Below are 24,960 nucleotides of genomic sequence, written 5' to 3' on the forward strand. Positions count from 1 at the left end.
TCTATTTTGTGTGGCTATGTCGAGGCACAGACCGGTGGGCGCCGAGTTTTCCACGGCCGTTCACGCTCCAGCTGCGCAGCAAGACGCAACAGCGTGGCTTCGTCGCCGAACCGGCCTGCGAACATCATGCCGATCGGCAGGCCACTCGCACTCCAGGCCAGCGGCACTGACATCGACGGTTGTCCGGACATATTAGACAGGCTCGTGCCCGGAATATACCGACGTAGCGTCGGGCTGATCCCGGAAAGGTCATGCGCCATGGTATCGATCTCGCCGATCCGCAGCGGCAGCGTGCAGAGTGTCGGCGACAAGAACACGTCGACATTCGCGAAGAAATCAGCCATCGCGCGTGAGATCTGGAACGCGGCGAGCTGCGCCGCGCAATAATCGACACCGCTCGCTTTGCGTGCATTGGCGGCCGACGCCAGCGTCAGCACTTCGAAATCGCGCTCGGTCATGGCGCGGCCGACTGTCTGTTCGGCGAGCTGCACCGCAAGACCGGTGTTGCAGGCAACGATGGTGGCGATCACCTGCGCCGGATCGGCAGGTAGTACCGGCGCGCGTTCTTCGACGTGGTGACCGAGGCCTTCGAGTAACCTTGCGGTATCACGCACCGCCGCAGCAACTTCCGGATCGATCGCATCGCCATAGGTCGAGCGGTCGGTGAACGCGATCCGCAGCCGCCCCGGTTCACGCCCGACTTCCTCGGCGAACGGCCGCTCGGGCGGCGGCGCAACGTAGGGGCTCGATGGCTCCGGGCCGTGCAGCGCGTCGAGCATCGCGGCACTATCACGGACGCTGATACTTACGACGTGACCGCAGGCGAAACCGCCCCAACCCTCGCCGCGATCCGGGCCGATCGGATTGCGCGCCCGCGTCGGCTTCAGCCCGAACACGCCGCAGGCGGAGGCCGGAATCCGGATCGAGCCGCCGCCGTCGCTGGCATGCGCCACCGGCAGGATGCGCGCGGCGACGGCCGCAGCCGCGCCGCCCGACGAGCCGCCGGAGGAGTGATCAATATTCCACGGATTGCGGGTCGGGCCGTGTAGCCGCGACTCCGTGGTCGGCATCAGGCCGAATTCCGGGCTGGCGCTCTTGCCGAAGATCGTCACGCCAGATGCGAGAAACCGTCCCGCCAGCGTGCCGGTGTGGGGCGCGACGAAGTCCTTGTAGAGGCTGGCGCCGAAGGTGGTGCGGGTGCCGGCGAGCAGGTCGAGATCTTTCAAGAGAAACGGCACCCCGCTGAACGGCCCCTGCGGCAGGCCGGCTTCGATCTGCTTGCGCGCGTAGTCGTCGTGCCGCACCACCACCGCATTCAGCGTGGGATCGAGCGCATCGGTCCGCGCGATCGCTTCGTCGAGCAGTTCGGCAGGGGTGACCTGTTTGCTGCGGACCAGTTCGGCGAGGCCGACGCCGTCGTAATCGCCGTACTCCTTGAACGCCATGATGGACCTCTCCCCGAATCTTGTTTTGGTGATGATGCAATGATGTTTGAGGCGTCATTGCGAGCGAAGCGACGAAGCAATCCAATCTCGGGACTTGCGGCCCTGGATTGCTTCGCGGAGCCTGTGCTCGGACGGCGCGGAACGCCGATCCGGGTGCTCGCAGTGACGCGCGCTAAGGTGATGAGCGCTGAGGGTCCAACTAACCGAGCACGTCCTGATTGACGACGTTGACGCGGATCGGATCGCCGTCGAGCACGCTCAGCATGTTGCGCGCGGTCTGCTCGCCCATCCGGTCGAGCGCTTCGCGGGTGACGCCGGCAACGTGCGGCGCGATGATCACGTTGGGCAGATCGAACAGCTTGTGGCCGTGCGGCGGCGGCTCCTGCTCGAACACATCGAGCCCGGCGCCGGCGAGCTTGCCGGCGAGCAGCGCCTCGTACAGCGCCTGCTCGACCACGATGCCGCCGCGCGCGGTGTTGATCAGATACGCGGTCGGCTTCATCTTCGACAGAAGCGCCGCGTCGAACAGCCCGGTGGTCTCCGCCGTCTTCGGGCAGTGCAGGCTGACGAAATCGGCCTCCGGGAGCGCCGCGGCGAGATCGTCCACTGCCTTGCAGCCGGCCGCTTCGATCGCCGCCGCGGGCACGTAGGGGTCGTACACCAGCACGGTCATTTCCATCGCCAGGCAACGCTTGGCGGTGCGGGTGCCGATCCGGCCGAAGCCGACGATCAGCACCGTCTTGCCGAACAGATCGAACGGCAGCAGCCCGAGCCGCGTCGCCCAGGCGCCGGTCTTCACCAGCGCATGCAGCTCGGCGCCGCGCTTGGCGAGCGTCAGCATCATGAACAGCGCCTGCTCGGCGACCGAGGGCGAATTTGCGGTGCCGGCGGTCATCAGCGGCACCTTGCGCTTGTTCAGCGCCGGCACGTCGATCGCATCAAAGCCGACGCCGATCCGCGCCACCACGCGCATATCCTGCGCCGCGTCGAGTTCGCGCTCGCCGAACCTTGTGGCGCCGAGCGCGACGCCGTGCACCGGCGCCTCGGCGCGCAACAGCGCGTCGAAATCCTCCGCCGAGATCATGTTGGGAAATTCGATCATCTCGATATCGCCGCGTTCGGCGATCAGCGCCCTGCCCCGCTGCGACAACGATTCCGTCACCAGCAGCTTCTTCGTGTTGGACGTCATGTCATGCCCCTGGGGTCTTGTTCGTTGTCCGCGCCGCTCGTGAGATGGCGGCGACGGCATTTTGTATCAGGCCGCGCGCGGCGCGGTCCACCGGCAATTGCCGTGGATCAGGACCGCGTCGCCAGCGCCACGCCGGTCAGCGTCATCACCAGCGCGGCGATCTGGCCGACGCCGAGCGGCTCGTGCAGCGCGACCGCCGAGGCGATGACGCCGATCACCGGCGTCGCCATGGTGCCGATCGCGGCGACCGATGCCGGCAGCCGCTGCAACGCGGCGAACCAGCAGACGTAAGCGACGCAGAACTGGATCACGACGAGATACACCAGCCCGCCCCAGCCGAGCGGCGTCAGCACCGAAGGATTCGGGATCTCGAAGGCGAGCCCGATCACCGCCACCGGAATGCAGCCGAGCCCGATCTGCCACGCCGCCGACGTGGCGCCGGGCAGCGCGATCGGAAACCGCTTCAGGAAGATGGTGCCGAGCGCAAAGCCGAGTGCACCGGTGAGCGCCAGCAGGATGCCGGGCAGTTTCGTCATGCTGGCGGCAAAGCCCGCCGCGCCCATCAGCGCCGCGATGCCGCCGAACGCCAACGCCAGCGCCGCGACCCGCCGCAGCGTCAGCCGCTCGCCGAGCAGCGGCCAAGCGAGCAGCGCGGTCCACACCGGCATGGTGTAGGCGATCACCGCGGTCTCGCCGGCCGGCAGCCACAGCAGCGCCAGCCCCATCACCGCCATCCACAGCGTGACGTTGAAGAACGCCGACACCACCAGCCGCAGCCGCTGGTCGCGCGGCACCGCCAGGCTGTCGCCGCGCAGCGCCGCATAGCCGAACAGCGCCAGCGAGCCGGCGATCCCGGTCAGGCCGCGCAGCGGCAGCGGCGGCCACTGCGCGATCAGATATTTGGTGACCGGCCAGCTCAGGCCCCAGGCCACCGTGGTCACGGTCAGGAACACCAGGCCGCCGGACGCGATGCGGCCGCGCGCGGGAATCGGAGAAGGATCGGACATGGAAAACCCGGCAGGAGGAGCGCGCAGAATGCCGGTGTTGGGCCCCCGGCGCCACCCGTAATCAGACACCTTTTGGCCGTCTCTCATGAGTCGGGTTTGGCAAGCCCCTGGAGCGAAAAAATACCTGTCCTGTGAACAGCGGGTGCAGCCGCGATCGGCGGCGCCGCGCCGCGTTTTTGATCTTTGGAATCTCTGAGGACTCACCGATACTTGACCGGGTCAGGGCGAGCCGCGGCCCCTGTTTTCCACCCTAATCCACCACATTTAGTATTTGATTCAGGAACCCGCACTATTGCTTGACGGGTCGGACGGAGTCGGCCTAGCTTCAGGGCCGTCCAGCGAGGGAGTGTTTTTGTCCCGCCGGACGTTTCCCAGAAGGGTCCAGACCGACCACCTCCGACGGCCACAGCGGCAGCGGGGCGAGGCGTCGTCTGCTCCTAAATCGACCGTTGGGGCGCATTCCGACGGGCCGGCAAAACGGCTCGCAAAGCGACATGGGGCGTTATGTTGGGTGGAGTGTCCGGCTGCAAAAATGCGGCCGTCGCCTCTGCCCGCGAAAACAGATGGAGCCGGGTCACGGCTCGCCGGGCGAACAAGGTTCGTCCATCTAGCAACTTCCTGGGCCACCCAAGGCGGGGGTTCGGGCGACTTGAACGGGGCACGAGATGAAGATCGAACGGCGCTACACCAAGGACGGCCAGTCTCCTTACGCGGACATCGCGTTCAGGCTGACGACCAGCGAGATTCGCAATCCGGACGGATCGGTGGTGTTCCGCCTCGAGAATGTCGAGGTGCCGGAGTTCTGGTCGCAGGTCGCCTCCGACGTGCTGGCGCAGAAGTATTTCCGTAAAGCCGGCGTCGCCGCGCGCCTGAAGAAGGTCGAGGAAGAGAGCGTGCCGTCGTGGCTGTGGCGCTCGGTCGCCGACACCGACGCCCTCACCGCCCTGCCCGAGAGCGAGCGCTACACCTCCGAGCATTCCGCCAAGCAGGTGTTCGACCGCCTCGCCGGCTGCTGGACCTATTGGGGCTGGAAGGGCAGCTACTTCTCCAGCGAGGACGATGCCCGCGCGTTCTTCGACGAGCTGCGCTACATGCTGGCGATGCAGATGGTGGCGCCGAATTCGCCGCAGTGGTTCAACACCGGCCTGCATTGGGCCTACGGCGTCGACGGTCCCGGCCAGGGCCACTACTACGTCGACTACAAGACCGGCAAGCTGACCAAGTCGAAGTCGGCCTATGAGCACCCGCAGCCGCACGCCTGCTTCATCCAGGGCATCGAGGACGATCTCGTCAACGACGGCGGCATCATGGACCTGTGGGTGCGTGAAGCCCGGCTGTTCAAATACGGCTCCGGCACCGGCTCCAACTTCTCGCGGCTGCGCGGTGAAGGCGAACGGCTGTCGGGCGGCGGCAAGTCGAGCGGCCTGATGAGCTTCCTGAAGATCGGCGACCGCGCCGCCGGCGCCATCAAGAGCGGCGGCACCACCCGCCGCGCCGCCAAGATGGTGGTGGTCGACGTCGATCACCCGGACATCGAGGCCTATATCGACTGGAAGGTGAAGGAGGAGCAGAAGGTCGCCGCTCTCGTCACCGGCTCGAAGGTCAACCAGAAGCACCTCAAGGCGATCCTGAAGGCCTGCGTCAACTGCCAGGGCTCGGGCGACGACTGCTTCGATCCGGAGAAGAACCCGGCGCTGCGCCGCGAGGTCAAGCTGGCGCGCCGCGCGCTGGTGACCGACGCGATGATCAAGCGCGTCATCCAGTTCGCCAAGCAGGGCTACAAGGAGATCGACTTCCCGATCTACGACACCGACTGGGATAGCGAGGCCTACCTCACCGTCGCCGGCCAGAACTCCAACAACTCGGTGTCGCTGAAGGACGACTTCCTGCGCGCGGTCGAGACCGACGGCGACTGGCACCTCACCGCCCGCACCAACAAGAAGGTGGTGAAGACGCTGAAGGCTCGCGACCTGTGGGAGAAGATCGGCACCGCGGCCTGGGCCAGCGCCGATCCCGGCCTGCACTTCAACACCACGATGAACGACTGGCACACCTGCAAGGCGTCCGGCGACATCCGCGCGTCGAATCCGTGCTCGGAATACATGTTCCTGGACGACACCGCCTGCAACCTCGCCTCGGCGAACCTGCTGGCGTTCTACGACGTCGGCGCCAACCGCTTCGATCTCGACGCCTACGAGCATCTGTGCCGGCTGTGGACCGTGGTGCTCGAAATCTCGGTGCTGATGGCGCAGTTCCCGTCCAAGCAGATCGCCGAGCTGTCTTACGAATTCCGCACCCTCGGCCTCGGCTTCGCCAATATCGGCGGCCTGTTGATGACCATGGGTCTGTCGTACGACTCCAAGGAAGGTCGCGCGCTGTGCGGCGCCCTCTCCGCCATCATGACCGGCACCGCGTATGCGACCTCGGCCGAGATGGCCGCCAAGCTCGGCGCCTTCCCCGGCTACAAGAAGAACGCCGACCATATGCTGCGCGTGATCCGCAATCACCGCCGCGCCGCGCATGGCGAGACCCGGGTCTATGAAGCGCTGTCGGTCAACCCGGTGCCGCTCGACCACGCCGGCTGCCCGATCCCGGACGCCGTCGCCCACGCCAAGGCGGCCTGGGACAAGGCGCTCGAACTCGGCGAGCAGCACGGCTACCGCAACGCACAGGTCACCGTGATCGCGCCGACCGGCACCATCGGCCTGGTGATGGACTGCGACACCACCGGCATCGAGCCCGACTTCGCGCTGGTGAAGTTCAAGAAGCTGGCCGGCGGCGGCTACTTCAAGATCATCAACCGCGCCGTGCCGACCGCCCTGCGCGTGCTCGGCTATCCGGAGCACCAGATCGAAGAGATCTCGGCCTACGCCGTCGGCCACGGCTCGCTCTCCAACGCGCCGGCCATCAACGCCTCGACCCTGAAGGCCAAGGGCTTCACCGATGAAGCGCTCGCCAAGGTCGAGAAGGCGCTGCCGACCGCGTTCGACATCAAGTTCGCCTTCAACAAGTGGACCTTCGGCGAGGACTTCCTCAAGGACGTCCTCAAGATCGAAGCCGAGCAGATCGCGCAGCCGAACTTCGACCTCCTCACCGCGCTCGGCTTCACCAAGCGCGAGATCGAGGCCGCCAACATCCACATCTGCGGCGCGATGACCGTCGAAGGTGCGCCGCACCTGAAGCCCGAGCACTACGCGGTGTTCGATTGCGCCAATCCGTGCGGCAAGATCGGCAAGCGTTATCTGTCGGTCGAGAGCCACATCCGGATGATGGCCGCGGCGCAGCCGTTCATCTCCGGTGCGATCTCCAAGACCATCAACATGCCGAACGACGCCACGGTGGAGGACTGCAAGTCCGCCTACATGCTGTCGTGGAAGCTGGCGCTGAAGGCCAACGCGCTGTACCGCGACGGCTCCAAGCTGTCGCAGCCGCTGAACGCGCAGCTGATCGCGGACGACGACGAGGACGAGGACATCGACACTTTCCTCGACAAGCCGATGGCCGCCCGCGCCGCGCACGTCTCCGAGAAGGTGGTGGAGCGCCTGGTCGAGCGCATCGTGGTGATGCGCGAGCGCGAGAAGATGCCGGATCGCCGCAAGGGCTACACCCAGAAGGCGGTGGTCGGCGGCCACAAGGTCTACCTGCGCACCGGCGAATACGATGACGGCCGCCTCGGCGAGATCTTCATCGACATGCACAAGGAAGGCGCGGCGCTGCGCTCCTTCATCAACAACTTCGCCATCGCGGTCTCGCTCGGCCTGCAATACGGCGTGCCGCTCGAAGAATATGTCGACGCCTTCACCTTCACCCGGTTCGAGCCGGCCGGCCCCGTCCAGGGCAACGACTCGATCAAGTACGCCACCTCGATCCTCGACTACGTGTTCCGCGAGCTGGCGGTGAGCTACATGGGCCGGTTCGACCTCGCCCATGTCGATCCGACCGAGACCGGCTTCGACGCCATCGGCAAGGGCGTCGACGAAGGCAAGGTGCCGGATGGCGGCGTGATCGCGGGCCCCGCGGCCGCGACCAAGTATCTGTCCAAAGGCCTGACCCGGTCGCGCACCGACAATCTGGTGGTGATGCGCAGCACCCCCGCCCACCCGGCGGAGACGACGCCGCGCAACGCCCCGGCCGGCGCCGCGCCGACCGTCACCGCACTCGCCTCCTCGCGCGTCGGCGACGCCCTCGAAGGCGCCACCGCGCTGAAGCAGGAAGTGCAGACCGATCTGTCGCCGACCGAAAAGCTGGAAGCGCTGCAGTGGAGCAAAGCCACCACCGCCGCGACCCAGGCCGCCCCGACCAAAGCCGAACGCCGCGCCGAAGCGAAAGCCAAGGGCTACGAAGGCGAGATGTGCTCGGAGTGCGGCAACTTCACGCTGGTGCGGAATGGCACGTGCATGAAGTGTGATACTTGCGGCAGCACGACGGGGTGTTCGTAATCGATTAGTCCACAGGTTGATGTAAATGCTGGCATAGGATGGCCAGATTCACCCAAAGTCTGTCCCAATGCAGTGCATATTATGCCGCACTCGTTTCGTAACGAAAAACCCGCCGGAAACGGCGGGTTTTTCTTCGGTGAAAATGCTGTCGAGCGGTCAGTCGATAGGCGTTGAGCAAGACCTTGCTTATCGACAGGCGAGGCTTTTCAATTAAGGCAGCTCACGAAGTTTATTCGGTCGCAAATGTTGAGTAGCCGTCGAATGCGTAGTCATTCAGAAATTGGCGCTGCCATAGGAACGTCCGATCGATCTCGCTCAAGCCGGCTTCGTCACAAACGTCGGCCCAACTCTGCCGAATCGTTACAACCTGACCGTCGATGACGGCGCGCGCGTCGTTATCGTTCAGTAGGAACTTGGGCGCGGCCGCGCGGCAGGCTTTGAGCAAACTTCTGCGTTCGTTGCCGTCGATGCCAATCGCCTGGATCGCCTCCCGCGCGTTGCGAGCTTGCGGGCAGATGTCGTAGGCTGGCGTCAGTGTCAGAGTGGATCCGTCCCAGAACGCGGCATGATTGCGCGCATGATCGTCGGTGTTGCCGACCAGCACATTGAACACCATCCGCGCATACAGCTCACGCAACGTTTCCTGCGGCGCGGTGAAGCGCGCTCGAACGATGTCGGCGAGTTCGGTGTAACTCGCGTGGCGTGCCGACAGCTCATCGAGTCCGAACAGCGTAAGAGCGGAGACCATAGCGCGGCGACGCCACGCTTTGCCCGCACGCGTGCGATCAAACCTTTCGACCAGCAGCACATCCTTGCCAGCGACCGCGCACAGGGAAACGGGAGCGACAACGAGACCGGCCCGCGCAGCAAGCCGCATCGCGATGAATTCGGCTTTAACGACAGCATAGGTGTCGTTCGTCGCGGAGAATTTCGCGATATACTTCTTAGCACCATCTTCAATCAACGCCTTGGGTCTCGCGCCACCGATCGAGCTGCCATGAAAGAGCGCGTTGTCGAGCGCCTGCGGAATCGGCTCGCCGCGCTCGACGAACTCGGCCGCGGTCATCAATTGTTCCAGCGTCGCGCTGGCTTGATCACGCGGCTTGTAAACCTCGGCAGAGGTTTGAAAATCGAGAGCGCCGGCGCGATCCGAACCCGAATTCAGCATGAATGTCAGCTCGTCGAATTCGACATCTTTGGCCGCGTCGCCTTTAAGACCTGTCAGGCGATTGATGACGACGCGCCGCCCCCAGGCATCGGGCGCGCCGTCGCGCAGACAGCTCGCCATCAACAGAGGAGCGTTCGGCAGCATTGCGCCGCGCTGCAACGGCAGCTCCGGCAAATAGATCGGGATCGCCTGCTTGTGCGCGAGATAGTTTCGGCCGTAGGTGAAAGCGTAAAGATCGCCATCGCGATCGATACGGCCAGCCACGATCGGTTCATCGGCATTTGGCAGCCAGATCCACACAAACGCAGTCTGTGGGGCCTCGCGCTTTTCGTTCTTAGAAATCATCGTCGACCTCTTTGCGCGGACGACGGATCGACTTCGGGAGAAGCGCGAGCTTGTCGTTGAGCCGTTCCGATTGAGATGCAAGTGTCGAGGCCTCGGGCACGAACAGGCTCACGCCGGCCAATGTCGCGGCTTCGAATGCGAGGCCCATCTCGACCTTCGGATCGCCCTTTTCGATCAGTTGAAGCGTGCTGCGCGCGATACCAACGCGAGCCGCCAGATCGGCCTCGGACATGCGACGCTGCTTGCGCGCGAGGCGCACTTGCTTGCCCAGCAGCTCCAGAGCTTCTTTCGTGAGGCGCGAGTAGGTGCGCGGGCGTTTGGGAGATGAGATTTCCATTTTGAACGATATAGAAGGCGTGAGGACCTAAATGACCGCCACGTCAGTCACATAGCAAACATTTGACCTTCTTGCAAGCATTGACCGTTATAACAGTCATAAGATGCAATACGCCTGTTGTGGCGGTCATTTAGAGTGGTCAGGCTAGCAGCGAAACCCGGCCATTCTGCTAGCGCCAAGCTGGTGGTCGGCCTTAAGTCGCTGTTGCCGAAAGCCCAGCGCGAGCAGTTCGGCCAATCCTCCGAGCGCGGCACAGCGGCACTCCAATGCGAGCATTTGGCTTGCTCTGCGGCACTTTCGAGATTCCCGCTGAACATTTTCAACGCCTTGCGGAGTGCGCTGCGATATCCTTTGGCTACCGCAACACCTGTAAACGCTGGCATAGGATGGCCGAATTCAGCCAAAGTGTGCCGCAAAGCGCCCCAAAGATAGACCGCATCCCTTTGCGGTAAAAAGAAACCCGCCGGAAACGGCGGGTTTTCTATTGGCCTTCAGTATCGATCTGCCTGAACTCATCCCTCGCCGGTTGGGAGAGATGAGCGCATTATTTTAGAAGGCAGCGAGCCTTCTTCGCGCTTCCTCGACGGACATAGATTCACCTCCCTCTTCCAACGCAGCCCTGATAATTCGTGCCAATCTTTCTTCCATCGCCTCTTGAATTAGACGGTCCGCACGAGCTGCCGCTTCCGCCATAACCTTGCGCCGACGAGCGATTTCTTCATCCGAATTGACCATTATACCTGCGACCTCTCAAATCTGCGACTAATGGAAGCTGAGGCTTAAACCACGGTCTACAGAGGCACACTTCCACCTAAACGATCATTTCGACGACCTGCGCAATTTTCATATTCGCCGGTCAAATATCTATGCGAGGACGGATTCGGCCGCCGGAGTGAGTGAAGTCGCTCAGTTGCTTGTGAATTAGATGAACTCCACTTTCCCCATGTCCTGCCTGTTTGCGGTTCGGTCGCAGCTCAAGCCGTTTCGACGGAGGGCTTGAGCTGCTTGCGCATGCAAGCCGCCACCGGCGGACCGCCTCTGTGTTTCTCGGAGGACGCTAAATCCCAGCATGGTTCGAGACTCTCCTTCTATTCTGCTGGACCCGCTGGTTTTTAGAATTAGAGTCGTGACCAAATCGAAGGTGGGCGCTCTGCGGTGCCAAGCCGGGCCTCGATAGGTGGCCAGGACCTCGCCGGGTAACGCATCTATTCAGAGAGGCAGCCCAAACTGCGGCTCAACTTCGTCGTCGTTTTTCAGCGACGACAACGAGATGCCAAGAAGCCGAACCGGTTTCGGCAGAGGCATCGCAGCCTCCAACAGCCCGACCGATCTGGTCGTGAGGGCTGCCCGACTTGTAACAGGGGTGGCCAACGTTTTGCTTCGCGAGACGATCTCAAAATCCGAAAACTTGATCTTGAGCGTGACAGTCCTGCCTCGATCGCCGGTCTTCTCACAATGCTCCCAGACCTTGTCGATGAGCGGTTGCAGCTCCGCGGCCATCGCCTCGAACGATTTGAGATCGGATGCGAAGGTATTCTCTGCACCGACCGACTTACGGATACGATTGGCCCGAACTGGTCGCTCATCGACGCCACGCGAGATCCAGTAGTAGTAAGTCCCGGCCTTGCCGAAATGGCCCTGCAGGAATTCGAGGGTCTGATTCCGAATATCCTGCCCCGTTCGAATGCCGAGCGCGTTGAACTTCGCGGCTGTGGCCGGACCTATCCCGTGGAATGCGGCGACGGGAAGGCCCTCGACGAACGAAGGTCCCATCTCCGGCGAGATGACGTATTGGCCGTTGGGCTTACGATGGTCGGATGCGAGCTTGGCCAGGAATTTATTGTAGGAGATGCCCGCGGATGCGTTGAGACCGGTTACCTCCTTGATCTTGGCCCTGACGGCGAGTGCGATGTCTCGTGCCAGGGGGATGTTCTGAAGGTTCTCCGTGACGTCGAGGTAGGCTTCGTCCAGCGATAGCGGTTCGATGATTGCTGTATGCTCCGCGAAGATCTCACGGATCTGTTGGCTGATCGACTTGTAGACCTCAAAACGCGGCTTCACGAAGATCAGGTCGGGACACTGCCGCCTCGCTGTGACGGACGGCATCGCCGACCGCACGCCAGACTTGCGAGCTTCGTAACTTGCGGCCGCGACGACGCCGCGCTCGCGCGAGCCACCGACTGCGACCGGTTTTCCCCGCAGCCCCGGATCGTCCCTCTGCTCGACCGAGGCGTAGAACGCGTCCATGTCGACGTGGATGATCTTACGATGGGCGGCTGAAGTAGAGGCTTCGGTCATGGTGTCAAACGGCGGGCAGATCCCCGTCCTTCTTCACACCCCGAGCAACGATCCGCAGTGCACCGTCCGGCAGCGGGTGCTGCAGCTTCAGAGCTTCCTCCTGAGAGGCAGACAGCCATGTCTCGACCTCGGCAGGAGTTGTCAGGATGACCGGCATCGCTTTCGGATGGAGGGCGCCGACCTCAGCATTCGGTTCGGTAGTCAGGAATGCGTAGAGGTCGTTGGTCGTCTCGCCCTCCTTCACCTTTCGGACCGAAGTCCAGTTGGTCCAGATGCCAGCGAAGCAGGCGAGCGGACGGGTCTCCTCGAGTGCGAACCAGATGTCGCCGCCCTCAAACCTTGTTGAATTCGCTGAAGCTGTTGAACGGGACCACGCAACGGTTTTCTGGACCCAGCCACCTTGTCCAGTGCTTCGACTTCACGTTGCGGATGTTGGTCGTCCCGCCATCCGGCTCCATCCGCAGCAATTCATCGAAATCGACGGCCTTCCCTTTGGCTCGCAGCTTGTCCGCTCGCTTTTGGGCGTTGTCTAAAAGCGCCTTCGCAGATGACGGCATGCCCCATCTGGCGGTTACGAGTTCGCGGCCGCCGGCGCCGTTCCGGATGATCGGCGCCTTGTAGTCCGGAAACACGCCGGGCATGGGCGCGAGGTTGCCGACCTTCTGGCTGACGACGCGGAAGAGCGCGATGATGGCCGCCTGGTTGGTGGTGATCGAGTAGAGATTACACACGGTCAAGTCTCCGGATCACCATGCCGAGCGCGCTGCGCCAGCTGAAGCAGCGTCGCTGGCGGCCGCTTTCCTGCCTTCGCGCACTTGCTGCAACGAAGGCGACCGACAAGGTCGTGAACACAGGTCGTCGACGGGTGACGGAGCGCCGCCAGGTCGACCTTATTCGGTGTTCTGCACCGTGAGCATTCGATCTCGATCCAGCAATAGCCGCCGTTCAAGGCTTGGTCGATAGTCGGTGACGGGTCAATTGGGCCGCCGTCGGCCCACATTCTCTCGTTCCAGCTTTCACACAGCAGGCGGTCGGCTTGCTGGATCAGAGCCTCTCCCCTCGCCCGCATCTCCGCCGATTGGGCAGCTAGGAGGGTGGTCACCGCGCGCGCCCGGCCCAGCTCCTTCTTTAGCGCCTTCCGGTCGCCTCCGGAGAGTGGCGTTGGATGGTGCTTCGGCGCCATGGGGACCGGTCAGCGCATCTCTACGGACGGCCAGCAGCCGTCCTCTTCGTAGCGGCCGGTTCTGGATTCGCACGTGCCATCAAGAAGTCGTCGTGCGACGTCCTTTAACGCAGTCCCCGCGCCATACAGCCGCCCAGCGTCGCCTGCGCCAATCTCCACCAGACGGCCACAGCGACGGCAGGAGACGCGAAGCGAGGCTGAAGTGACGTCTGAGACGCGGCGGCGTGCGATCGATGCTGCTGGAGCTCCCTGGGCCCGTGCGTCGGCAAGGATGGCCCTCCAATAGTCCTCGGGAAGATTGTCATCGGGGCGGAGGTCACCACCGCATTCCTTACGGACGGCGGCCTCCGCGAGCCTTTCCATCTGTCGAGGTGTCGGCATGCGCCAGCTCGCGGGTCGATCGGACATGCGCCACCATAGAACATTCCATGAACATTCGTCGAGTCACCCTTAAGGGATCCGCCGATTGTCTAAGGGCGAGCCGAATGAATGCCTCAATTCTGCAGGCGGTTCGAAAGGGATTATTCCGAGGTCATGTTCCATCAGTTCCAGGACGCAACATCTCCTCCGCCCCCTCCCCGTCCTCGATGAATCTATTAAATCTGAACTCGACCGTGTACGCGATTGGCGATGTCCACGGACGTTCTGACCTCCTGGAGTCTCTCATCAAGTTCATAGACGAGCATTCGGCCGAAACTCGTCGTCGCCCCCGTGTCTACTTCCTGGGCGACATCGTTGACCGCGGACCAGACAGCCGCGGAGCCATGAATATCGTATGCGAAACACTGAAGCGCTGGCCTGAAAGCCGTTTGCTCCTGGGAAATCATGATTTCATGTTTCGCGATGCCTTGACGGAGCAGAGGTTCGTCGAAGATTGGTTTAAGCGTGGTGCAGCTACCACGCTTGCATCATACCTTGGACACTCAGACTGTTTCACCTTCGATGATCTCCGCGAGATTAAAGAACGTTTTGAAGACCATTTGGAAGTCTTACAATCAGCCTCGTTGAGCGAAGTCCTAGGGCGATATCTCTTCGTGCACGCCGGTATCGATCCGACCCGGCCACCTAATGACCAGCACTTAGCCGACGCACTCCAAATCAGGAGCCGGTTCTTGGATCACGTCGGCCACCTCTCGCATGTCGTAGTCCACGGCCATTCGCCGTCGACGCCGCCACTGCCCGTTGTGACTGAAAACCGGATCTCGCTGGATACCAACGCGGTCTACACTGACGTACTTACGATGGCGATGATCGACACCGACAGCAATCGAATGCAGTTCTATTCGACTGATCAGAGTGGGACAGTGAGGGCAACAGCTCCTGTCCTCGTCGATAGAGGACTCGGCGTTGCCTGCAATTCCGACTGAACAGGAAATTCATTGAAACACTTGCTTCACTAAGAGGCAGAACTGGCCTTATTAGCCCCTTCCCGACGAAAGCGCTCAGATCAGGTCTCTTTACCCGATCGATTGCCGCAACAACGTTCAAAGGTCTCGACCAGTTCACCACGGAACATTGCTACGCCCCGGGAATCGGATGAACATTATCCGGCGCGAAATCACGAAAATCTCTAGTGCAATATTCAGTTTGAATTCGACAATGGATTTGATCACTGCTTGATAATTTTGGTGCTCAACCTTCGGTGCATGTCCCAGTGCCCCTCCTCTTCAGCAGGCTCGGTCCCCCTCCTTCTTGGGCGAACCAGCCATTGGTCGGTGTCGGGATTAAAGAGTCCTGGCAGCCGTACATGATTGTTGATCGCCAAGAAGTCGGAGACGTTGAGCGTCACCACTGACGCGTTCATGACGATGGCGGTGGCGGCGATCTCAAGATCACGACCTACTCTAGCAGGATACTTGCCCGGACTAGGGGCGAAGACATTTTGTAGTTCTGGTATCAATGACAAATCAGTGAACACATCGATGATGTGGTCGTTGAGTGCAATGATGCGCGGTCGCAAAGCCAGCAGTTCGTCGAACCAGTTGTTCAGGGCATCTGCCCTCCCTCGCTCGCCCTTCAAATACAGTATCTTGATCCCCCGCCGGATCTCAATGATCGTGCACTGTGCAATGCACCAGTTTCGCGGTCGCAGACGATGACACCAGGCGAGCACCGATGGTGAAGGCCGAGGCTTGGAAAGGTTCGACAGGACATTGGTATCGAGAAGGTAAAGGGTCATCCGGAACGCGAATCTCGGTTCCCGAATACCATCTTCTAGCGTGACTTGAGGAATGGTTAACAATTTCTAGCCCCTCCGCGCCCTTCCTTGTTCTAGTCTCGGATTACGGTGGAAGAACTCCGTTTACCCAGCGAGTCCTTTCGTGAAATCCTCAGACGCTCTAATCTGAGCGGATTCGAGGGGTTGAAGCTTGAAACGACCGCGCCAGCACGTTTGGACCGAAGCCGATGCGGTCGCGAATCCGCGCGCTTTGTTTGAGGCCGTATTGTCGGATGGACCGCAGCGAGTCCGCCTGCCGAACGAGGCGGACATCATCCTGACCCTGGAGCAAACTGACGAAGACGCGGAAAAGAGTCTGGGAGCGCTCCTCAGACGTCCCGATTATTCGGAAGGCACGGATTAGAAAAACGATCTAAGCCAACGTCAGCGCAGATTCGACCACCTGCTTAGACAATTGCTCTCGATCTCCAGCATGCGCTCTCACCAGCGGTGATACTTCCGCTTACCCGCGAGTTCAGGGAGAAACCGGCTGACAATGCCGCGATGAACGGTCAATTCCAGGCGACTTTCTCGGCGGCTTGCTTTTCGACTTTCTGTCCCTCCTTCCTTTGTTGAGACAGGCGCAGATCTTCGACGAAGGCGGCGGTGCGCGCTCGGTAGTTCATGCCGCAGCCTTGATGGTGGTGTGGCTCATTGTTGTAGACTAGGTAATCGTCGGAAATAATCTGCATCTCGTCGATAGTCTCGAGCCAGGTACGGCGGCCTTCGACCCTGAAGCGCTCGTCGAGTAACGTCCGGTGCAGCCGTTCGACAATGCCATTGGACCGCTCATCGCTCTGCGCCACTACCAGAAGCACGAACTGAGGTCCCGGATGAACCTATAGGTGACTTCCAGCGCCCTCACCTGCAGGACCTTGATAACCGATACAAAGTGGTATGGGACGGCGAACGATGGCTCCTGTTCGACGACGAAGGATTCTTTATCGGGTATTGCGGCAGCCGACAGGATCGGTTTGAGCCGTTTTCCAAGGGACGGGATTCGAGTGAGCTCTCGCCGGAGAGCGGGCCCGAAAGGCGTCCCAGCCTTTTGTGGTATGAAGGAACGTCGAACCTTTTGAAAACAGCCGGACGGGACTGATCGGCTACCGAGATTCAAACATCGCCTTCGCGATTAAGGGGCAAGGCACGGCAACCCAGGAGATCTCCCGTCACGATTTCTAGCAAGCTGATAGATGCGGGCGGAGGGCTTTGCACCACGCCCAACCGCACCTCGTCCTGCGAGGTACGGCAATGATACTCGGAATAGTCCTAGGTGATCAATTTTGATCTGCCGCAAGCATCCGCTCTCGTCTTGGTTGCACTTTTGCAAACACATGAAACGGGGGTTGCCATGCGGTCCTTTCAAGTGCGCGACTACTATTTCCACCCCTGCCGGAACTGCGGCTCGGCAGCAAACCTGACCCGAAGATCTCCGACACCTTCAGGCAACGAGAGCCGCACGTACGAATGCCGGAAATGTGGTCAGGTGGACGCATACAATGTCAGCTCGAACTCGCCAGATGAATGGTCCGTGGTCGAGCAGCGCTCTCCAGCTTTCCAATTGCCTGAAGCCCGCCTTTAGCCGTCACCAAGTGACGAAGGGCCCCGAAATGAGGGCCCTTCGCTTCAGTTCAATTCGGCAATTAGAAGTGATAGTTGATGCCGCCCTTGACCGTGTGCGTCGTAGCACCGAGGTCAACGCCACCCACCACGACCCCGGTCAGGTAGGTTGAGCTGCCATAGTCGGCATACATATACTCGCCCTTGATCGACCAGTTCGGCGCGAACATGTACTCAACGCCGCCGCCGACAGTCCAGCCAGACAGCACCTTGCTTTCGGTGTAGTTGAGCCCCAGCACCGTAAGCGAGATTCGATTGTCAGCCCAAGCGTAGCCGCCCTTGGCATAGAACAGGGCCGGCCCGGTCGCGAAACCGATGCGGCCCGTGACGCTTCCGAAGGACCGCACCTTGTCTTCAAGAGAAGCCGGGAAGATCCCGATGAAGCCGGTCTCGCTGTATTTGATGTCAGATGCCGCGGCGTCCACTTCGAGACCCCAGACCCACTGGCTGCCTGGAGCCTGCCAGTTGTAGCCGATCTGGCCGCCGCCGAAGCCCCCTCGCAGGTCGCTGCTGGAAGTGGTGACGCCTCCAACGCTCACCCGATCGGACCAGCCGTAGCCGCCCATTACACCGGCGTAGAAGCCCGACCAGTTGTAACCGACCACCGCCGGAGCGATCGGCGCTTTCGTATAGGGACGAGCAGCCAAGTCGGCGGCTTGCGCCGATGCAGCGCTCAGGGCGGCGAAGGCTACGCCCGCCATTAGGATCTTCCGCATATCGTCTACTCCCCAGAGGTGAAATCGAATGCAATCAGTGAAAGCGCAGGAGAGCCGTTTCACAATAGCAAAGATGAACAATAACAACTTTCACGAGCGTGTTGCGTCTTTTCGGCACCACCGTAGGAGGTGGATGATACCGATGGCGGCCTCTCCGCCTGACGAAGCGATCGCCACGAAAGGCGCGACGGCTCTCCGGATGAAACGCGCCAGGCGACGTTCTTCAGGAGTCCACTGCGAGTTCCCGGTGGAGCCAACGATCCCTTTGCAGAGCCTAGGGCCAGTTAGCCTCGACTTTTGTTCTTTTTGTTCCCACTGGTGTTCTTATCGAGATGGCGCATGAGCTCATAGAGACAGTGAAGCAAATGGCCGCTGCCGGTGACGCCGAGCGCTCTCGACACCATAGCATGGACGATCCGACGCTTTGCCACCTGGCACGCGCTCTTGAAAGACGCAGACGCCCGACCCGAGCCGGGCATCGTTTGGCGCCTCCGCTGAGGCAGCGCCCCTGAGCCAACATCCGAATCCTCTCCTCCGGCATGGCGACCGAATGGTCGAAAACGAGTGTGTTGACGACATAAGGCTCTACGATCAGGACGCCATCATGGAGACGGTGCGCCGGATGGACGGCAGCACGTCGGATTCGGCCTAACGCGTAGCCTTGGCGGGTTCTCTGCGCATCAATAATCGCAAAGTACTAGCGCAGCATTCCCTTCCCCACCGTTTCGCCTAAGAATAGCAGCTTTAGCTCCCTATCTGACACCGCGGGCGAAAAGAAGTAGCCCTGCATTTGGTCGCATCCCAGCTTCTTCAGGGACGCCAGCTGCTGAAATGTTTCCACTCCCTCAGCTACGGTGCGTTTATTGCTCGCCGAGGCAATGTGGACAATGGCCTGCACAATAGCCGTTGCCCCGTTATCCGATGTGATCGTGTCGACAAAGCGCTTGTCGATTTTGATCTTGTCTATCGAGATACGATGAAGATAGCTGAGAGAGGAATATCCCGTTCCGAAATCGTCGAGCGAGATCTTCAATCCCAGTTCCCGCAACTGGTCGATCACTGAAAGCGTAATTTCATCGTCCCCGAGCAACGTCGCCTCTGTGATCTCGAGCTCAAGCCGATGAGGCTCCAGACCAGACCAAGCTAGAGCTGCCGCGACCTTGAGGGGGAATGTAGTATGCCTAAACTGCAGAGGCGAAACGTTCACTGCGACAGTAACGTGCGACGGCCAACTTGTGGCAACCCGACATGCCTCTCGTAAGGCCCATTCACCAATTTCCTCGATCAATCCCATGTCTTCGGCAAGAGGGATGAATTCCGACGGCGGAATGCGACCACGCTCAGCATGCGTCCAACGCAATAGAGCTTCGCAACCGGCAATTTTTCCCGACGAAATGTCGACGATAGGCTGGTAGTGCAGAGCGAAGTTGCGCCCCGCAAGCGCCTTCTTGAGCTCAACTCCTAGCTGATGACGGGCGACGGCCTTCGCTTCCATCTCCGGCCTAAAGTATTTGTACGATCGACGTCCAGCGGCCTTCGCAGCGTAAAGAGCCATATCAGCCTTGCTCACCAATTGGTCCACCTCCCGGCCGTCCCTGGGAGCCACAGCAATACCTATGCTCACTTCCGTGGAGATCACGTGCCCATTGCAATCGTATGGCTCGCGCAGGGCTTCCTGAATGCGGTCGGCAAGCTGATCAAGATCCACGACGTTCGTCGTTACGATCGCAAATTCATCGCCGCCCAATCTGGCAACGTCGTCATCGCGGTCGATGCAGCCCCTCAACCTAGCCGCGACACTCTTGAGCAGACGGTCCCCGACAGGATGGCCCAATGTATCATTCACCGACTTGAATTCATCAACGTCCACGTACAAGAGAGCAAGCTGGCCTGTTTCGAGTCTGGACAGGCAGGTCAGTAGCTTCTCGCGGAACGAGGCCCTATTCGGCAAACCGGTCAGTTCGTCGTAGTGGGCCAGCCGATCAATTCGAGAGAACGCTAGCCTTCGCTCCGTTATGTCTTCGTGGGTTGTAACCCATCCGCCATACGGGACTGGGTCCTGCGTGATCAGGAAGGCACGACCATCTGGGAAGTCCAGTTCCAACGACTGCTTTACCGATGCATTGCTTCTCGCAAAGGTCCAGAAACGATCCAGCGTTGCCTGATCAACGCCGTGCTCCTTGAAGTGCCTTAAAACATCGGAAATCGAAACCCCTCGCTTCACGACGTTCTCCGAGAGGCCGAACATTTCAAGATAGCGCCTATTGCAGAAGACGAGACGCGCCGATTCGTCAAAGACCGTGAGACCATGGGACATGCTGTTGATGGCGACATCGAGCCGACGGCGGGAGGCCCCCTGCTGTTTGGCTACGCTAATGGAAATTACGATAACAACCGCAGCAGCAACCAATGCAAGTCCAACGGCAATCGTAATGAGCCTCTCTGTTTGCTCTTTCCAATCTGCCAGAACTGCATCCACTGACCTCGAAGCCACGATCAGGATCGGCGCATGGTTCAGCGGCCTCGAGGCAACAATGCGTTCGCTCCCATCGAAGGGACTTTGGATCCTAGCTGTCGCACCGCCCTCTGCAAATAAGACACGATTGGAGCCAAAGGCGACATTTTGACCAGCCAGTCCGGATGCCCGAGGATAGCGAGCAACAAGAGAGCCGTCTGAGAACACCATGGCGACAGCAGCTTTCTCTCCAAGCGCTACTGATGCAAAGTAGTTCTCGATGGCACGGCTGGACAATACTCGTTCGACAGTTCCATCGAACGTTCCATTGTCAGACTTCACTCGGCTCATGAGCGTCAGCGCCCAGTCTCCTGTCCGCCGGTCTCTCTTTAGCAAGAACTCGTTCGTGCCATCCGATGTCGGAGGCGGATCATGCCGATCAAGCAGCTTTGTGGCTTCACCTGACTTGGCCAATGCCAACTCTCTTGATGAATTTAGCAGCCGCCCTTCCTTATCGAGGAGGTCCAACTCGCTAAAACGCCCACGCTCGGCCGCCAACAGTTGGAGCGACTCCTCCTTTGCTTCGAAACCAACCGGCTGAGTGCGGATCGCGTTGACGATCCTGCTTTGGCTCTCGAGCAGGTACTCAATCTCACGATCGAAATTTCGGGACAACATAAAGGCCGCGTTGCCGAGCTCCCTTTCCGCGTTCTGTAGGGTTCGGTCTCGGAATTCTAGAATTGTCCAGCCAGTCCCTACGGCGATTGCGAGAACCAAGAGTGCTCCGACCCCAACAATCCATTGGACAGGAGATCGCCCGCACAGCCAATCAGCGGCGCGGATGGCTCGCTTCTCCTTCACTGCTCGCACCCTGTTCCTCAATATCAAGCATTCGAAGGAATATAGCTATCCCATCCACATGTAGAGTTCGTTTGCCCAAACGGTGCCCCGACCGCCGATTCAGAGAATCGGGCTTTGGGAATGTGGATGTTGCAACGTGCGGCATCGGAACGCTCTCATTCTCCAAGAACGTCGCTTGGCCATTATTTGTAGGCTCGTTACGCCGCTCGGACGGTAGCCAGAAAACGCCCCACTTGGTCGCTCAAACGATTCGAATCTCGAGCCAGGGACTGAGCCGCAGATAGCACCTGACTTGATGCGGACCCGGTCTCAGTCGCCCCTTGCCGCACCTCACCGACGTTAACCGTCACTTGCTGAGTACCGGCGGCCGCCCTCTGCACATTGCGAGAGATTTCCTGGGTTGCGGCACCCTGTTCCTCCACAGCAGAAGCGATAGTGGCGGATATCTCCGACATCCTGCCAATTGTCTGCCCAATCTCGTGAATTGCAGACACGGAATGCTCGGTCGCAGATTGGATGCCTGAGATCTGCTGTCCGATTTCTCCGGTCGCTTTCGCGGTCTGCTCCGCGAGCGCCTTGACCTCTGCCGCCACGACCGCAAAACCCCGACCAGCCTCGCCCGCTCGCGCGGCCTCGATCGTCGCGTTTAGAGCCAAAAGATTGGTCTGCCCCGCAATCGTATTGATCAGTTCGACAACATCACCAATCCGAGCTGCAGCTTTTGATAGCTCACCAACTCTATCATTCGTTTGCCGAGCTTGAACAACAGCTTCGCCTGCAATCCGGGCCGACTCTTGGACTTGGCGGCTGATCTCATTAACCGACGAAGACATTTCTTCTGTAGCGGAGGCCACCGACTGAACATTTGTCGATGCCTCATCGGATGCGGATGCAACAACGACTGCGAGTTCCTGAGAGCGAATCGCTGTACCTGTCAAAGTCTTCGCTGAGGCTTCCAGTTCGGTTGCGGCTGAAGAGACCGTGTGAATGATTTCCCCGACTGCAGCTTCGAAATCATCGGCAAGCTTGACCATGTCAGCCTTCCGCTGTGCTGCAGCTCTCGACTCCTGCTCAACCTGCTCTGCCTCAAGTCGCAGCCGCTCGACCGCATTGGTTTTGAACACCTGCACCGCATCGGCCATTTCGCCGATTTCATCACTGCGACCAACTCCCGGCACTGCAACCTGTAGGTTTCCACCGGCAAGATCATTCATCGCCGCGGTCATCGCATGAATTGGGTTGGTGATCCGCCGCCCCATGAAAACAGAAGCAGCCAACAACACGACGAGGACGCCCGTCGCCGCAATCATCGAACGCTTCATCGCCGTCCACGTCTGTGCGTCCAGATCGTCGATATAGACGCCAGTCGTCACGGTCCATCCCCAAGGGGTGAAGCCTGCAATGTACGAGAGTTTGGGTTGCGGCAGCTCTGATCCGGGCTTGGACCAACTATATTCGACAAAGCCCGCACCTTGTTTTCGCACGAGATCGATCATCTCCGCGATGAAGCGCTTTCCACTCGGATCCTGCGTCTCAAGCATCGTTTTGCCAATCAGCGACGGGTTCGTACTGTGCATCACGATGCGACCCTGAAGGTCGAGAATCCAAAAATAGTCACCGCTGCCGTAGAGCATTGCTTTTACGCGGCGCTGTGCGCGCTTCTGCGCTTCGGAAACGTCCACCTCCCCCCGCTGCGATGCTTCGTATTCGTCCTTAACGGCACCAATTGCCAGATCAGTCAAATGCTGCAGCTCAATTCGCTTCTGCTGGTGAAGAGCGGACACCATCTCGTTCGTATCGAGTGCTACGATGCCAATGAGGCCGAGGAAGCAAATGGCGATAAGCAGATAGATCCTGGCGCCGATCGTGAATCGAAGGCGTCCGATGAGAGGCATCATAGCGGTATCTCCGTACAACCCCGATTAGGAAGAATCGGAGCTGCACAACTTTGATGCAGCCTTCTTACATATTCGTTTCACCGAATATTGAATCCATTGACCGCGATTCAGTCGATCTTCACCCGCCAATTGCCTTGCGACTTAACCCGCCTCTTCCAGAAGGGGTGGCCGAACCGCCCGACAGGACCTTAGGAAAGTTCAATTCGCCCCTGGGGAGCGTCCAACGCGCTCTCAGGGGGCGAGGCTTCGACGCCTTGCCCCACTTGAACTGAGTAGACCACCGCCGATGTCGGCTGAGGAAAGTCACCGTGCGCAAAAATCCCGTCGCGAACGAACCGCCCCTCGGTGCTGATCAGAAGGGTGGTCGTGAGGATACAGTTTACTTGGCCATCTTCCCCTCGAAAGGGCAAAAGGAGCTTCTCATAGTCGACCGGAACTTGGTTGGTATCGGTTGTGGTAGCGATCGAATAGACCGGCTTCATCGAATTCAAGCAGAGCTCATAATGAGCCATAGCAAACGATCTTCTTCGCTCAGAGAAGATCTCGTCCAAGAAGCGCCCGCACGCATTCGCTCCGGTCGCTGCAGAGAGTGATGAACCGTAGTGGATAATCCTCAACCGCCGTCCGAGCGGATGTCCCTCGACCTTACTCACAATAGACCGCGAGACATCAATGCTGGCTGCGTCGAAAGCAAACGCTACCATTGTTGGATCTGCGCACGGCCCCATCCTTGCCCATTGGCGTACGAGCCACCGATGAGGAACATGTCGGATGACCTCCATGGTGCAGGGATTGACAAACATGCTTGATGATCACCGTGACTTCGCGCGGAGCTACAAGTGGCGACGAATGAATGGGCTGGAAGATCGGAAGCACTCTTCCGGTGCTGGGCGTGTAACCCGCTATAGCTGCGGCGCTGCGGCTAATCGCGAAACATTCGCACCAACTCGCGTCGGCCCCAACTCGTAATCCTACCTGTCTAACCGTCATCCATAACGAAGAGTGAACCCGGTTTCGATGCTCTGACAATGGAGCACGATCCGGTTTGATCTAGGTCATTAAGAACCAGGCTGAGGAGCTCTCATCCCGGCTGGACGAGAGGGACGGAAGCAAGCCAATGGCCGTCGCGGCACTTTGGTTGTGCATAGCTGCGCGGCCTACGCTCGGAGCTGCCCCTCTGAGATTCTGAGACCCAGCGATTGCGAGCAACCTGCCCGTTGTGGCCCGACGCCGTTTCACGCCGGATCGGTATGCCGGTCAATTTGCCCACACACCAGGCACTTGTAGACCCCTCTCCGCTCTGCGCCAAACGATCCGTCAACCTTGATCAACTGCATGACGGATTCGCACTTTGTGCAACTGAAGAGGACTTTCTCCCCTATACACTCGGCACTCTCTTGCTCCGAGTTACCAGTTCTGTCCAAGGCTTTAAACGACATTCTCGATAGGGACTTCGAAGGTCACGACGTCTCGTGGATGCAGCATCTCTTCTTAAACGGCCATCGCATGGACTGCACGATTCGCCGCCCCCAATTGCCGTGACATACTTGCCGGAGATCTTGCCGCACGTGCAATATTTCGTCCGACTTAGAACGCTATCCATACAAACGGCCACAAACGCGCAGGGCCGGCAACCTCGGGAAAGTACGAGCAAAGAAAGCACCGCTGCCGATTGCAATCGTCAAGCAACGTGCACCGGCGTGAACATTGTCGGTGGTCGCTTTCATCGATAGGATTCGAGTTGGCGAGCCGACGTCCCTGTGCGTCGGGCGGACTCCGTT

15 protein-coding genes and 1 pseudogene are annotated in these 24,960 nt (G+C 60.2%); 2 read left to right on the forward strand and 14 right to left on the reverse strand.

From position 1 onward, the window contains the following. Positions 1 to 14: 14 nt before the first annotated feature. From LRC39_RS15025 to LRC39_RS15035, 3 genes are all read right to left on the reverse strand, one after another. Positions 15 to 1,445 carry an amidase gene (locus LRC39_RS15025; protein WP_346294809.1) on the reverse strand — a complete coding sequence of 477 codons (1,431 nt, stop codon included), beginning with the start codon at positions 1,443 to 1,445 and terminating at the stop codon, positions 15 to 17. Positions 1,446 to 1,644: 199 nt separating this feature from the next. Continuing rightward, the gene (locus LRC39_RS15030) at positions 1,645 to 2,634 is read right to left on the reverse strand and encodes a hydroxyacid dehydrogenase (protein WP_346294810.1); all 990 of its coding nucleotides are present in this window, start codon (positions 2,632 to 2,634) and stop codon (positions 1,645 to 1,647) included. 107 nt (positions 2,635 to 2,741) lie between these two features. After that, positions 2,742 to 3,641 (reverse strand): DMT family transporter, encoded by a 900-nt coding sequence (locus tag LRC39_RS15035; protein WP_346294811.1) that lies wholly within the window; start codon positions 3,639 to 3,641, stop codon positions 2,742 to 2,744. Positions 3,642 to 4,306: 665 nt separating this feature from the next. Between LRC39_RS15035 and LRC39_RS15040 the strand changes: the two genes are divergently transcribed. Continuing rightward, positions 4,307 to 8,080, forward strand: coding sequence for a vitamin B12-dependent ribonucleotide reductase (locus tag LRC39_RS15040; RefSeq protein ID WP_346294812.1), 3,774 nt, complete (start codon positions 4,307 to 4,309; stop codon positions 8,078 to 8,080). 229 nt (positions 8,081 to 8,309) lie between these two features. Here the strand turns inward: LRC39_RS15040 and LRC39_RS15045 are convergent, their stop codons facing one another. The 5 genes and pseudogenes from LRC39_RS15045 to LRC39_RS15065 all read right to left on the reverse strand — a co-directional run bounded on the left by LRC39_RS15045 (position 8,310) and on the right by LRC39_RS15065 (position 13,411). Beyond that, positions 8,310 to 9,593 (reverse strand): type II toxin-antitoxin system HipA family toxin, encoded by a 1,284-nt coding sequence (locus LRC39_RS15045; protein ID WP_346294813.1) that lies wholly within the window; start codon positions 9,591 to 9,593, stop codon positions 8,310 to 8,312. Beyond that, complete coding sequence (locus tag LRC39_RS15050; RefSeq protein WP_346294814.1) at positions 9,583 to 9,930, reverse strand: helix-turn-helix transcriptional regulator; 348 nt, start codon at positions 9,928 to 9,930, stop codon at positions 9,583 to 9,585. The genes LRC39_RS15045 and LRC39_RS15050 overlap by 11 nt, the downstream gene beginning before the upstream one ends. 1,209 nt (positions 9,931 to 11,139) lie before the next feature. Beyond that, positions 11,140 to 12,228: a DNA polymerase IV gene (gene dinB / locus LRC39_RS15055; protein WP_346294815.1), complete on the reverse strand. Its 1,089-nt coding sequence runs from the start codon at positions 12,226 to 12,228 to the stop codon at positions 11,140 to 11,142. 4 nt (positions 12,229 to 12,232) lie between these two features. After that, a pseudogene (locus LRC39_RS15060) lies at positions 12,233 to 12,959 on the reverse strand (SOS response-associated peptidase). Positions 12,960 to 12,961: 2 nt separating this feature from the next. After that, on the reverse strand, positions 12,962 to 13,411 hold the full coding sequence (locus tag LRC39_RS15065; RefSeq protein WP_346294816.1) for a hypothetical protein: 450 nt from the start codon (positions 13,409 to 13,411) through the stop codon (positions 12,962 to 12,964). Positions 13,412 to 13,896: 485 nt separating this feature from the next. On the opposite strand from LRC39_RS15065, the gene LRC39_RS15070 reads away from it, so the two are divergent. Continuing rightward, complete coding sequence (locus LRC39_RS15070) at positions 13,897 to 14,778, forward strand: metallophosphoesterase (RefSeq protein ID WP_346294817.1); 882 nt, start codon at positions 13,897 to 13,899, stop codon at positions 14,776 to 14,778. Between the two features lie 242 nt (positions 14,779 to 15,020). Here LRC39_RS15070 and LRC39_RS15075 read toward each other — a convergent pair whose 3' ends face one another. The 6 genes from LRC39_RS15075 to LRC39_RS15100 form a co-directional block, all read right to left on the reverse strand. Further along, on the reverse strand, positions 15,021 to 15,590 hold the full coding sequence (locus LRC39_RS15075) for a PIN domain-containing protein (protein ID WP_346294818.1): 570 nt from the start codon (positions 15,588 to 15,590) through the stop codon (positions 15,021 to 15,023). 551 nt (positions 15,591 to 16,141) lie between these two features. Next, positions 16,142 to 16,447 (reverse strand): hypothetical protein, encoded by a 306-nt coding sequence (locus LRC39_RS15080; protein ID WP_346297564.1) that lies wholly within the window; start codon positions 16,445 to 16,447, stop codon positions 16,142 to 16,144. A gap of 825 nt (positions 16,448 to 17,272) precedes the next feature. Beyond that, positions 17,273 to 17,965: an outer membrane protein gene (locus tag LRC39_RS15085; RefSeq protein ID WP_346294819.1), complete on the reverse strand. Its 693-nt coding sequence runs from the start codon at positions 17,963 to 17,965 to the stop codon at positions 17,273 to 17,275. 697 nt (positions 17,966 to 18,662) lie between these two features. Then, on the reverse strand, positions 18,663 to 21,281 hold the full coding sequence (locus LRC39_RS15090) for a bifunctional diguanylate cyclase/phosphodiesterase (RefSeq protein WP_346294820.1): 2,619 nt from the start codon (positions 21,279 to 21,281) through the stop codon (positions 18,663 to 18,665). A gap of 197 nt (positions 21,282 to 21,478) precedes the next feature. Beyond that, positions 21,479 to 23,176 carry a methyl-accepting chemotaxis protein gene (locus tag LRC39_RS15095; RefSeq protein ID WP_430624945.1) on the reverse strand — a complete coding sequence of 566 codons (1,698 nt, stop codon included), beginning with the start codon at positions 23,174 to 23,176 and terminating at the stop codon, positions 21,479 to 21,481. A 191-nt stretch (positions 23,177 to 23,367) separates the two neighbouring features. After that, entirely contained in the window at positions 23,368 to 23,883 is a 516-nt protein-coding gene (locus tag LRC39_RS15100) for a hypothetical protein (RefSeq protein WP_346294822.1), read from the reverse strand. Positions 23,884 to 24,960 lie beyond the last annotated feature (1,077 nt).

Source organism: Rhodopseudomonas sp. P1 (genome assembly GCF_039642825.1).
Taxonomy (GTDB): domain Bacteria; phylum Pseudomonadota; class Alphaproteobacteria; order Rhizobiales; family Xanthobacteraceae; genus Rhodopseudomonas; species Rhodopseudomonas palustris_H.

Bases quoted from the DNA above. Each gene is read 5' to 3' on its own strand.
- LRC39_RS15030 (WP_346294810.1), bottom strand. From the start codon at position 2,634: ATGACGTCCAACACGAAGAAGCTGCTGGTGACGGAATCGTTGTCGCAG.
- dinB (WP_346294815.1), bottom strand. From the start codon at position 12,228: ATGACCGAAGCCTCTACTTCAGCCGCCCATCGTAAGATCATCCACGTC.
- LRC39_RS15035 (WP_346294811.1), bottom strand. From the start codon at position 3,641: ATGTCCGATCCTTCTCCGATTCCCGCGCGCGGCCGCATCGCGTCCGGC.
- LRC39_RS15040 (WP_346294812.1), top strand. From the start codon at position 4,307: ATGAAGATCGAACGGCGCTACACCAAGGACGGCCAGTCTCCTTACGCG.
- LRC39_RS15045 (WP_346294813.1), bottom strand. From the start codon at position 9,593: ATGATTTCTAAGAACGAAAAGCGCGAGGCCCCACAGACTGCGTTTGTG.
- LRC39_RS15085 (WP_346294819.1), bottom strand. From the start codon at position 17,965: ATGCGGAAGATCCTAATGGCGGGCGTAGCCTTCGCCGCCCTGAGCGCT.
- LRC39_RS15095 (WP_430624945.1), bottom strand. From the start codon at position 23,176: ATGCCTCTCATCGGACGCCTTCGATTCACGATCGGCGCCAGGATCTAT.
- LRC39_RS15065 (WP_346294816.1), bottom strand. From the start codon at position 13,411: ATGGCGCCGAAGCACCATCCAACGCCACTCTCCGGAGGCGACCGGAAG.
- LRC39_RS15025 (WP_346294809.1), bottom strand. From the start codon at position 1,445: ATGGCGTTCAAGGAGTACGGCGATTACGACGGCGTCGGCCTCGCCGAA.
- LRC39_RS15100 (WP_346294822.1), bottom strand. From the start codon at position 23,883: ATGGTAGCGTTTGCTTTCGACGCAGCCAGCATTGATGTCTCGCGGTCT.
- LRC39_RS15075 (WP_346294818.1), bottom strand. From the start codon at position 15,590: ATGACCCTTTACCTTCTCGATACCAATGTCCTGTCGAACCTTTCCAAG.
- LRC39_RS15070 (WP_346294817.1), top strand. From the start codon at position 13,897: ATGAATGCCTCAATTCTGCAGGCGGTTCGAAAGGGATTATTCCGAGGT.
- LRC39_RS15050 (WP_346294814.1), bottom strand. From the start codon at position 9,930: ATGGAAATCTCATCTCCCAAACGCCCGCGCACCTACTCGCGCCTCACG.